We start from the raw sequence: 10,415 nt of genomic DNA, 5'->3' as shown, positions 1-10,415 counted from the left end.
AGCGGGTCTTCTGGGAAGGCCGCGGTCAGCAACTGACGGCAGCATGAAGCACAAGAATCGGTAGTTCGGTCTCATCCAAAGCCGGGGCGGTCCACACCGTCTACTTCAACACGGGTCCCGCGCAGTGCTCGATCAAATCGGACGGCACCGCGGGTTGTGACATCGCGCCCGGCATCGCCAAGTGGCTGAACATGATTCCGGTGACCGATCTCGCCATCGATGTGCCGTTCCTGCCCGCGCACCCGACCTTCGGCGTGTTCGGTCTTTACGGTCGTTCCGATGCCAGCACCCTCCCGCAGGGCAACGGATACGGCTCGACCATCAGCTACGCGGGCGCTACGTGCAGTGGCGGCGGGCGCGGCGCGATCCAGTGCAATTCGAAGGGACACAGCTTCAGCTTCGGCTGGTCCGGCACCACGACCACCTAGACCGGATTGCGCGGCAGCCTGATCATTTGACCCCTCGCCGCTTTTCGACCTGTCGGTGGTCAACTGGCTGGTGACCGATCTGCGGGCTACCGCTGCCGACCACCGGCGGCCCGATTGCCCGCAACGAGTACGTCCTTCAGTGCGCCGCCGGCCACATCCCAGACGGCGTGTCGCCGGTTGTGGCGGGATCCTGACCCGGCACGCACTCGCCGCCGCGAGGATGAATGCCTTCTACTGGAAGTTGTTCGGCGGCGACATTCATGCGGAATGCCCAGCCGGCAATGGCAGATCGGGCCGTGTCCGTCACTCGGTCACGACCGAACTGCCAATATCTGTCTAGTGTCTGATCACATTCGATTCGGCATACGCGGGGGCGAGATATGCAGATTCACACTTCCCATCCAGTAGTGGACGCAGTACTGGACCGTTATCACCGTGAGCTGGGTGACGAGTTACCGAAATATCGAAATCACGTACTGCGCAGCCTCAACTACCAGCAGTTGCTACTGGGCGAACCAGTGCCCGACACCGCAGCATTGGCATGGGCCGTACATGACCTGGGCATATGGACGGCTGGAACCTGGGACTACCTCGAGCCCTCGGCGCAGTTGGTTACACAACACGCCGCAGAGTTCGGAATCGACGATGTCGAGGGAACCCGGCGGATGGTGCTCGATCATCATCGACTGCGCGGCACCAGCGATCGACTGTCCGAAACATTCCGTGTCGCCGACCGCATCGACGCCAGCCGCGGACTCCTCTATCACCCACTGACTCGCACCGACGTCAAATCCGTTGTCGCACAGCTACCCTACCTCGGATTTCACATATTCCTCGCCCGCCGAGCCGCCACCTACGCACTGGCACACCCCATCCGGCCCCTACCCATTGTCCGCTGGTAGACCGACTGCGCGTGCTCGTGACCGCAGATCCTCGGTGAGAAACGCCCCTCGGTCATTCCGGCCTTCGCCGATCGCGCGGATCGCTCGCGTGCAGTGGTCCACCTGGCGCGGCACACCATAGAGATCGCGAATCTCAAATGTGAGCAGTGCTCTTGACTTTGGGCTGTTAGCTGGAGAGTGTGTGATCACATCAGAGAGCACTGCTCACGAAAGGCTGTCATGAAGCTCTTCCACACCGGACCTGCCACTGTCGACCTGCACGAGAACTACGCCAAGCGTGGACTGCTCGACGAGAACGCTCCGGTGCGTTCGACTTCCACAATTGAGATCGACGCGCCGGTGTCGACGGTGTGGCAGCTGGTGAGCGATATGAGGGGTTGGACGAACTGGCGCACCGACGCTCGCGTGACCGAGATCGAGCACCTCCAGGTGGATGCGCCATTTCGTTGGACACTGAACGGAATGCCCATCAAGGCGGTATTCGCGACGATCGAACCCGAACGTGAGATCGCCTGGACCGGTGTGGCTTTGGGATGTATGCGAGCTGTTGACCGGATGTGGTTCGAAGCGCTCGAGGGTGGCCGCACCCGAGTGGCGATGGAGGAGTCGCTGGCAGGTCCGCTGCTGAGTCTTTTCTTCACTTCCGACAAGCTGCGGGCCGGCCATGACCGGATGCTGCAACAGCTGAAGAACGCCGCGGAAGCGGTGGTGGTAGCAGGCGTCTGATCTGCCGGATCCGGTCGGCGACCGAACCGAGATGACCCGCTCATGGCGCGATGCGCGAGGCTGTATGGCGCTCTGCCCGTTGATCTTCCACGCACCCGCCCTGGCGTTCGTTCAGCGCGATGGACAGTAGTGGATGTTCTCAGCCAGGACGGATCCTGCTGTGGCGGTACGTGTCCCGGGGGAGGATGGAGGGGAAGAAACGGCTATGACGTGTCGTTCCGTCTCGACGGGTGGGACTGTCCTAGCGCACGCCGAGCGGATGTTCGGCACCGTAGTGATTTCGGTGCTCTGATCGAGCCGGTCCGTTCGGCCAGACTTCCTCGCGAGCCGACAGAAATTCCCCTAATTCGGTTGAAACGGTATCGGCAAATCACGAGATACCAAGGCGGGCAAGGCTAATCCGAGCATGTCCGCCTACGGAAAGGTGGAGAGTGAACCTCCTCCCCAAGACCAAGATCGTTCTCGTCGGGTCGGGCCTCATCCTGACCAAGGTCAACGAGGATGGCACCACCGCCCGCCATTTCGACGGCACGATGGCAATGCAGTTCCGCTACACGATCGTGCCCGACGGCGACGCTGATGCGATCTCGGACCGGTACTCGGAAAACCTGCCCGCGAGCCAGGCCCTCTTGGGGCGCCTGGTCGGCGACATCGTCGAGACCACCATCGATGACATGCCGATCCGCGTGCGAGTGCAGAGCATCGATTGACGGGCGAGCGGGCGGTGCTGTCGGTCCGCGCCTCGACCATCCGAGGGCGACCGCCATCCCTGGCCGCCCGCCGGATCCGGCCGTACCGATAACGCAGCGCAGCACCACAACCCGGGACCGGCACCGGGCAGTCTCCCCGCTGCCGGCCACCATGGGACATCTGTCACAACGAGACCGGCTACACGCTGCCCCGTCTCGACCCGGGCGGCTCGTGGTCGACCACATCATCGCGCGCTCAGAGCGGCCTGACATTCTCGACAACAAGCAGGCCGCCCATCGTTCCTGCAACCGGGCCAAGTCCGACCGGATACCCGACGACGCCGGCGCAACCGGGCCTTCATGACCGACCGCGCGCTCGACGGTCGACGGTCGGCGATGGTCCAACCAGCGGAAGAGCAGAACCGTTCTAGGTCTTCGCCCGACCAGTTCTATTCGAATTCCACGGCGAGACGAGTAATGCGCGTGGCCTCATCGATGTCGGCGTGCATGTCGAAAATCTAACGCTCCCAGACCAGCTGGGCGATCATACTGACGTGGCCATCCTCAACCCCACGAGAGGTGACTCATCACGCCGTCTGCACGCTCATCGGCAATAGCGGACGTTCTGCGCCGCAACAGGTTCCGGCCGCGGGTGCCTCGCGCTGGCCGGTTCGGTCAGCGCGGTATGCGGCAGAACAGTGCGCCGCCATGCGCAGGCGAACAGCCATTCCCGCCGTTCTAAACGTGCACTACAGCTGAGGAATTGGCGCAAACCAACTGTTCAACAGCGGTTTGTGCGGGCTTGCACCGGTCGTCCGCAACTCGGCATGGTGGTGCGTTTGGTCGACCGCGGCTCGACGCAACCCGTTGATCCTCCGCCACCTCGTGCTGGCCGGTTCGGCCAGCGCGGTAATGGCGAGACACTGCGCGGCGATGACCGAGCCCGCAGGTGTTCCGGCTGCGCGAATCGGTGTACACGACAACATGCCGCCGGAGGTGGTTTCAGCTGATGTCTGCGGGGGCGGCGCGGTAGGCCGGCAAGTGGCACGCTGCGCTCGGGCCGGCCAGTCGGGGTCGGTGTGTGAGAAGCGAAAGCGTCAGGCGTGCTTATGATCTCGCCATGACGTATGCATTGTATGCCTGGGGGAACTTCATCGACGAAGTCGGTTTGGACCGGGACCCCGGCTGGCTCGACGCGGCGCTGCTGCGGGGCAAGCGGGACGTCGTCAGCGAGGGACTGATGATCGGGGATACCGAGACGCTGCGGGTGGACGGGCGGGGCACGATCTTCACCGTCGACGGGCAGCGGGTCGCCGGCCGCGATCTGGTGGGACTCGATCTGAGCAGCGCTGACTGGCATGTGGCGCAGATCCTGGTGGCTACCGACGGGACCCGCGAGGATGCACTGCGGGTCATGGCGGTGGTCGAGGAGGATGGCGACTACGCGACCGATACGGCGCCACAGCACAATCCGGTCGGTGTCGGTGAGGTCGTGACCTTGTGGTCCGACGAGCATGGCCAGTGGGATCTGGCCCTGGTCCGCCGCGCTGTCACGGGCTGAGGTTCACCACTGCCACCGCGATGATCTCGATGTGAGGCATTACCGATCCGGTCAGCATGTGCAGGCCGGACCGCGCAGGCCAGTTCGGTTAGCGCAGTATGCGGCAGAATAGTGCGTTCGGCAGATCAGGCTTCGGATCGCCGTGGGCCTGGATGTGTCCCTGGCTATTCGGCGGAAGACCACTGGTGCGACATCCCGCCATCAGCCCACAGCTGCACTTCTTTCCCAGCGCGATCAGGATCTGCCAGACGGTGAGTCCGGCTCGCCCGAAGCCTTCCGTGCCTGTTGTGTGAGTGCGGTGAGGGCGTTCAAGTGTTCGTGATAGGCCGTGCGGCCGCGGTCGGTCAATGCGAGCCATGTCTTGGGTCGCCGCCCGACATATCCCTTCGTGATCGTGATATATCCGGCGGCCTCGAGGACGGTCATCGCCTTCGACAATGTGGACTTGTTCATCTCGCACAGGTCGGTGATCATGCCGAACTCGGCCTCGCGGCATCCGTCCAGAAACGCAACCACTTTCAGGCGCGGCAGCGAACCCAGCAGCTCGCTCAGCTCCGTCACGACGCGGCCCGTGGTTGGGTCAGCTGGAACCACATCCATGCGCCCATGATCACAGCGGACGCGATAGTCATCCATCCGGGCATGGCACCGAGCAGGGTGACGCCGACAAATGGCGGAAGCCAGCCCAAAGCCACTCGCTTCCATCGCTGCACCGGTTGCTCGGCCAGAGACCGGGGAACGACACCACCGTTGCGCCATTCTCGAAGCACCCACGCCACGAAGGCGCAGAATGCAACCGTCACAACGATTCCGGCAACCCCGCGGACGGTGATCGCGCGATCGATGGGCATGGCGACCGCGTCGCCGATCAGGAAGAACGAGCCGAAACACAGCAGCGCCCCCACCGTTGGCACCCAGCGGGGCCGGGCCGGCGCGCTGCGCGCTCGACGAGTGGTGGCCGAGGCGATGTCGAGTGCGTCCTGTGGTGTCAATGCGTCGCTCACGATCGCAGCATAATCAACTAGTTTCCATTCGCCAACTAGTGTCTCGACTTTTTCTCGGGACAGGTATCCGGCACCAGCGCGGCCACGAAACCGAACCACCGCAAGGTCGCAAGCCCATTCGATCCCGAACCGGCTTGCTGCACAGCGGACTTCGTGAAAAGTCCGGGCCTCCACTGAACGGTGAAGCGGTGCTGCCCACCTGCGACTAGCGCGACTCGACCAGCACGATCAGCGGCATGAGCGCACGTTGCTCTCCCGCGCCGTGAGTCAGAGCCATGGCGAGGGGGTGCCACGGCCACCGTGACCGCCGGTGGGAGCGATGTCAGTGATCTCTGCGAGGTCCTCGGCGCTGAGGGTGAGGTCCGCAGCGGCGACGTTCTGCGTGACACGGTCTGGATTGCGGGAACCGGGGATCGGCACGATGTAGTCCCTCTGTGCCAGCAGCCACGCCAGCGCCAGCTGAGACACGGAAACGCTTTTCGATTTCGCGAGCTGGGTGAGTTGCTCCACGATGTCGATGTTGGCGTCGTAGTTGTCCGGGCTCCACCAGGGCAGCTGCCGACGGAAGTCGTTCCGGTCGTAGGTGTCGATCGGTTGTACTGCGCCGGTGAGGAAGCCGCGCGCGAGCGGGGAGTAGGCGACGAACCCGATACGCAGTTCCTCGAGCAGCCCGAACAGCGGTTCGGCATCCCGGGCGAAGATCGAGTACTCGGTCTGCAGGGCCGAGATCGGATGCACCGCATGGGCTTTGCGGATCTGCTCGGGCCCGGCCTCGGACAGGCCAAGATACTTCACCTTACCGGCCTGTACGAATTCGGCCATGGTGCCCACCACATCCTCGATTGGGACCGCTGGATCGACCCGGTGCTGATACAGCAGATCGATCGAGTCGACATCGAGGTTGCGCAGGCTGTTCTCGACTACCTCGCGGATGTGCTCGGGGCGTGAATCGGTGCCGAACTCGCGGGTGAACCCGAACTTGGTGGCGATCACCACCTCCTCGCGCACTGGTGCCAGCGCGCGGCCCAGCAGCTTCTCGCCCTCGCCCCACCCGTACATCTCGGCGGTGTCGAAGAAGTCCACGCCGAGCTCGTGCGCGCGGCGGATCGCGGTGACGGACTGTTCGTCGTCGCTGGCGCCGTAACCCACGACCGTTCCCATTGCTCCGTAACCCATCGCCGAGGCGGTCAAGCCCTGAGTGCCGAGTGTCCTGCGCTCCATGAGTGCCTCCCTGAATCAAACCAAACTGTTTGGTTTGACGGTACGCCGGTGTCTGGAGGTCGTCAAACCAAACAGTTCGGTTTTGGTAGGATCTGGCGCATGACCACCCCTCCTCGCGCCGATTCGACCCGCGATCGCATTCTGGAGGCGGGCAAGGCCGAGTTCGCGCAGTATGGGATCGCTGGGGCGCGGGTTGATCGGATCGCGAAGTCGGCCAAGACCAGCAAGGAACGCGTCTACGCGTATTTCCGCAGCAAGGAAGAGCTCTACCGGTTTATCGCCGCCCAGGAGCTCGATGCGGTCGCCGAGGCTACCCGCATGGATCCGACCGACCTGCCGGGCTATGCAGGACGGGTCCACGACTACTTCACCGCCCATCGGGACAATCTGCGGCTGATGCGGTGGGGGCAACTCGAATTCGCAGGTATCGGACCCGACGACGCGACCCGCGGCACGGTAACCCGTAAGAGCAGACAGATCCGCCGCGCACAGCGCGAAGGACACCTCGATCCGTCGTGGGATCCGCTAGACATCCTGATGTTCGTCAACCAGCTCGCCATGGCGTGGGCCGATCAGCCTGATCTGGCCGAGACCGCCGCTCCCCAGGCGCGGGCGGCGTTCCTGAGCGAGCGCCGAGCGGCGATCGTCGCTGCCGTTGAAAGGCTCTTCCCTGCAACCCATTCCACGGACACGGACTGACGTCTCGGACCGCCCTCAGATCTGCGAATGCCGACTGATCCATCCTTGGAAACGAACTACCTGTAATCGGCATGAGCGCGCACTCCCGGCGGCCGTACGGCGCTCTGCCGGCTGCTCTTCCGATGCCCGGCGCTGGCCGGTTCGGTCAGCGCGGTATGCGGCATAGAAAGACGTTCGGCCGGCGCCGGATGCCTTCGGCCCGTTGCTCTTCCGAGGCTCACATGCTGGCCGCGGCAGCCCCACCCGGGCGGCGATTGCCGGATCTGTCCGCCTGTATGTGATGATCACCTGTATGACATCCAGAAAGGCGTATGGCTGCTAGCCGCTGTCTCGCGCTCCACGTGACACTCCCGGAGCGTTATACACACCTCGACGTTCTGGCCTCCACGATCGACTTTCATGGTCGCCTCGTCGCACTGCTTATCGACCCCGCACGATTCGGACCGCTCGCCTCAGGTTCTGCGCAGCCGAACATGCGCTACAACGCGACTGCCGTCATCTGCGACGCAACCGACGTTCACGAGATAGCGCTGAACGATCTGGACCTGCGGTTCACAGTCATCGACGTCCGCGGCGACGGAATCGTTGTCGGAGCAGCGAGCATCCCCTCCGTCGGCGTTCATGCCCGGACATACGCGGGATCCGTGCCTGCGGAGGAACTGGATCTGACCACCAACGTCTGGTTGTTCGACGACGGCGGGACTCCCGTGGGAACCTTCTACGCTGGCGACGCGATTGAACAATTGGTCACCGATCGGGACGGGCGGATCTGGATCGCCTACATCGACCAGGCGAGATACTGGGCCGCCGAACCAGGTGGCACACGCCACCTGTATGCCCCGGTGGGCCTGGCTCGTTGGGACGACGCCAACGACCGTCCTTGGCTCGCGTGCGAGAACATCGATTCGGTGTTCTGGATGGACTGCTATTCACTCAACGTCGGTCATGCACGCGTCCACGCCTGCCCCTTCCCTCGCTTCCCGCTGGTCGAGATCGATACGGACGGAGACTTTTCCAGCACGGCGAATCCGGTCGAGTACTGCCACGGTCTGGCCGTATCGGGTTCGGACTTCGCATTCCTGTACCCACATCTGCGGCGAGACGATCCCGCGGGATGGGAGATCCGCATGGCACGCAGGCAGGATGGGGTGATCGTCGAAACAGGCCAGGAATGGCTGACACTGCCAGACGGCAGAACACCGACAGGCTGGGTGCAGGGCAAAGTCGGGCGGGACGCGACCTTGTTTCTGCAAGAGGCCGGCGACCCACGCCGTTGGTACCGATACGACATGGACGATGCCAAGTAACCAGTCAGAGCCGATACGAAGCGATTAGTGGCTCCCGGACGCACGATATTCGGCAGTAGCAGACGTTCTGCACCGCACCAGGTTCCGGCCGCCGACGCCCCGCGCTGGCCGGTTCGGTCAGCGCGGTATGCGGCAAGAGAGTGCGTTGTCAGCCGTGGCAATAGACTCGGACGAGCACTGTGTCTTCGGGCAGTGTCGCCAGGTAGTTCTCGTTGCCGCGAGGTGGTATCGGGCAGTCGGGTTCGTCTTCGTAGGACGTGTGTTCGTCCCAGTCCTTATGCCAGCAGACTCCGCTGTCCTCGACCCACCAACCGTCGAGAGTTAGTACGTCGCACCATGTGAGAGTCTTCCTTGTGAGGTCCAGCAGTGCTTTTGGCCCGCCCGCGCATTCGCCTCGGTTGGTGGGCAGCACTTCGCCTCGGTAGTTGGGGGTGTCGTGGATCAACCGAGGGTCGTCCTCATAGCCCGGTCGTACATAGAACCCGGCTCCTTCGCCGCCGCCTCGAATCCGCCATGTGTCCCACATGCTTCGCTCAGCGGGTTGTTCGTACATCTCGAACGGAGCGAGTGCTCGAGTGAGCGCGGTCTGCACATCATCGATCGCATCCGGCGGCAAGCACACCACCACCCAGATATGCGCCAAAACCTTTCCCCTCCTTCAACACCGAGCGCCCAGACTACCGCTCAAATCAGCAAACACAGATATCTGACCAGTTGCCAGCCGAAGCGGCCCTGTCATCGGCAGTTGCGGACGTTCCGCCGGCGTCGGATCGGCACGGCCAGTTGATCTTCCGATGCCTCGCGCTGGCCGGTGAGGTCAGCGCGAGGCATCGGCAGTAGCGCGCACAGCGGACAGCCGTACGGTGCTCTGCCGTTGATCTTTTGGTGGCTGTCGCGCTGGCCGATTCGGTCGGCGCGGTACGTGCGTGCGTTTGTGCACCATGTGGCCCAGCTGGAGGGTTGCCGGGATGGCGTTTTGTTCGAATTGCTAGCCTCCGTGGGTGATTTCGGCACGGAAATGCTTTCCGGCACTGCTGGGGGTCGTGTTGATTTGCTCGATGGCGGCGTGCTCCGGCGAGGAGACCGCCGTGACTTCGTCGCACTCGTCAGCGCCGCCCACCTCAACAACAGCTACGCCGGTGCAAACCGATGGCACGTTGCCCCAGGGCGCCGACACGTACGGCTACCGCGACTCGTTCGCCCGGTGCAAGGACGCCGAACGGCTGGTGCTGTTAGCTGGTCAGACCACTGGACGCCCGGTGACCACCGTCCACGGCACGCTGGCAGGCGGCGATCAGCGATTCGTGGTGTGCGAGGACCGGAGCGGCACCCGAATCATGCGGGCGGTGGCGCCAGTGCTGCGGCCAGACCCCTTCGAAGGCACCTTCTTCACCTTCACCGCCAACAGCCAGCAGTTCGTGGCCGATGGCATGAAGATCGATCTAGCGCGCGCGACGATCACCGTCACCGACGACCCGCAGCACCCCGAATTCCGCGCAGTGACATGGACCGTGAACGAGTACTGGAGTGCTGTTTACTAGGCCGTGGCAAGTCTCTGAGCAAGTTCGGCCATGAACACGGACCTTCGGCAGTTGCGGACGTTCCGTCGGCCTCGGATCGGTACGGCCAGTTGATCTTCCGATGCCCCGCGCTAGCCGGTTCGGTCCGTACGGTATGCGGCAGTGGCGGATGTTCGGCACCGCAGCGAGTTCGGTCCCCCGATCGCGTCGTTCGGCCCGGTCAGCCCTTCTCACGAGCCGACAGAAAGTCCTGGAATTCGGTTACCACGCGGAGGAATTCACTCTCGGACAGCGTCACCGTCTCGAACATGGAATACAGCGACTGGATCGTGACGTGGCCCCCGCCGATGTACTCAGC

Annotated in this window: 13 protein-coding genes; 9 read left to right on the top strand and 4 right to left on the bottom strand. The window is 63.6% G+C overall.

Annotated elements, in window-relative coordinates:
- Positions 1-200 precede the first annotated feature (200 nt).
- The 6 genes from AB0L60_RS42035 to AB0L60_RS42010 all read left to right on the top strand — a co-directional run bounded on the left by AB0L60_RS42035 (position 201) and on the right by AB0L60_RS42010 (position 4,306).
- Complete coding sequence (locus tag AB0L60_RS42035) at positions 201-428, top strand: hypothetical protein (protein WP_364626435.1); 228 nt, start codon at positions 201-203, stop codon at positions 426-428.
- A gap of 380 nt (positions 429-808) precedes the next feature.
- Entirely contained in the window at positions 809-1,330 is a 522-nt protein-coding gene (locus AB0L60_RS42030) for a hypothetical protein (protein ID WP_364626432.1), read from the top strand.
- Positions 1,331-1,549: 219 nt separating this feature from the next.
- The gene (locus AB0L60_RS42025) at positions 1,550-2,056 is read left to right on the top strand and encodes an SRPBCC domain-containing protein (RefSeq protein WP_364626429.1); all 507 of its coding nucleotides are present in this window, start codon (positions 1,550-1,552) and stop codon (positions 2,054-2,056) included.
- A 431-nt stretch (positions 2,057-2,487) separates the two neighbouring features.
- On the top strand, positions 2,488-2,766 hold the full coding sequence (locus tag AB0L60_RS42020; RefSeq protein WP_364626427.1) for a GreA/GreB family elongation factor: 279 nt from the start codon (positions 2,488-2,490) through the stop codon (positions 2,764-2,766).
- Positions 2,726-3,109 carry an HNH endonuclease gene (locus AB0L60_RS42015; protein ID WP_364626424.1) on the top strand — a complete coding sequence of 128 codons (384 nt, stop codon included), beginning with the start codon at positions 2,726-2,728 and terminating at the stop codon, positions 3,107-3,109. The genes AB0L60_RS42020 and AB0L60_RS42015 overlap by 41 nt, the downstream gene beginning before the upstream one ends.
- Positions 3,110-3,865: 756 nt before the next feature.
- The gene (locus AB0L60_RS42010; protein ID WP_364626421.1) at positions 3,866-4,306 is read left to right on the top strand and encodes a hypothetical protein; all 441 of its coding nucleotides are present in this window, start codon (positions 3,866-3,868) and stop codon (positions 4,304-4,306) included.
- Positions 4,307-4,540: 234 nt separating this feature from the next.
- On the opposite strand, the gene AB0L60_RS42005 is transcribed toward AB0L60_RS42010, so the two are convergent.
- The 3 genes from AB0L60_RS42005 to AB0L60_RS41995 all read right to left on the bottom strand — a co-directional run bounded on the left by AB0L60_RS42005 (position 4,541) and on the right by AB0L60_RS41995 (position 6,531).
- Entirely contained in the window at positions 4,541-4,906 is a 366-nt protein-coding gene (locus tag AB0L60_RS42005; protein ID WP_364626418.1) for a transcriptional regulator, read from the bottom strand.
- Positions 4,864-5,211: a hypothetical protein gene (locus AB0L60_RS42000; RefSeq protein ID WP_364626416.1), complete on the bottom strand. Its 348-nt coding sequence runs from the start codon at positions 5,209-5,211 to the stop codon at positions 4,864-4,866. Before AB0L60_RS42000 ends, AB0L60_RS42005 begins: the two co-directional genes overlap by 43 nt.
- Before the next feature lie 366 nt (positions 5,212-5,577).
- Positions 5,578-6,531, bottom strand: a complete 954-nt coding sequence (locus AB0L60_RS41995) for an aldo/keto reductase (protein WP_364626413.1) — start codon at positions 6,529-6,531, stop codon at positions 5,578-5,580.
- Between the two features lie 48 nt (positions 6,532-6,579).
- Between AB0L60_RS41995 and AB0L60_RS41990 the strand changes: the two genes are divergently transcribed.
- On the top strand, positions 6,580-7,230 hold the full coding sequence (locus AB0L60_RS41990) for a TetR family transcriptional regulator (RefSeq protein WP_364626411.1): 651 nt from the start codon (positions 6,580-6,582) through the stop codon (positions 7,228-7,230).
- Positions 7,231-7,571: 341 nt separating this feature from the next.
- Complete coding sequence (locus tag AB0L60_RS41985) at positions 7,572-8,537, top strand: hypothetical protein (RefSeq protein WP_364626408.1); 966 nt, start codon at positions 7,572-7,574, stop codon at positions 8,535-8,537.
- A 148-nt stretch (positions 8,538-8,685) separates the two neighbouring features.
- Here the strand turns inward: AB0L60_RS41985 and AB0L60_RS41980 are convergent, their stop codons facing one another.
- Entirely contained in the window at positions 8,686-9,180 is a 495-nt protein-coding gene (locus AB0L60_RS41980; protein ID WP_364626405.1) for a hypothetical protein, read from the bottom strand.
- A 358-nt stretch (positions 9,181-9,538) separates the two neighbouring features.
- On the opposite strand from AB0L60_RS41980, the gene AB0L60_RS41975 reads away from it, so the two are divergent.
- Positions 9,539-10,078, top strand: coding sequence for a hypothetical protein (locus AB0L60_RS41975; RefSeq protein WP_364626403.1), 540 nt, complete (start codon positions 9,539-9,541; stop codon positions 10,076-10,078).
- The last annotated feature ends 337 nt before the right edge of the window (positions 10,079-10,415 follow it).

Origin of the sequence: Nocardia sp. NPDC051981 (genome assembly GCF_040680715.1) — a bacterium.
In the GTDB taxonomy this organism is placed as follows: domain Bacteria; phylum Actinomycetota; class Actinomycetes; order Mycobacteriales; family Mycobacteriaceae; genus Nocardia.
The sequence above is the reverse complement of the archived record's forward strand: the minus strand, read 5'-3'. Positions and strand labels throughout refer to the sequence as shown.

Coding starts and splice junctions, on each gene's coding strand:
- AB0L60_RS42030 (WP_364626432.1), top strand. CDS start 809: ATGCAGATTCACACTTCCCATCCAGTAGTGGACGCAGTACTGGACCGT.
- AB0L60_RS42025 (WP_364626429.1), top strand. CDS start 1,550: ATGAAGCTCTTCCACACCGGACCTGCCACTGTCGACCTGCACGAGAAC.
- AB0L60_RS42015 (WP_364626424.1), top strand. CDS start 2,726: ATGACATGCCGATCCGCGTGCGAGTGCAGAGCATCGATTGACGGGCGA.
- AB0L60_RS42010 (WP_364626421.1), top strand. CDS start 3,866: ATGACGTATGCATTGTATGCCTGGGGGAACTTCATCGACGAAGTCGGT.
- AB0L60_RS42005 (WP_364626418.1), bottom strand. CDS start 4,906: ATGGATGTGGTTCCAGCTGACCCAACCACGGGCCGCGTCGTGACGGAG.
- AB0L60_RS41995 (WP_364626413.1), bottom strand. CDS start 6,531: ATGGAGCGCAGGACACTCGGCACTCAGGGCTTGACCGCCTCGGCGATG.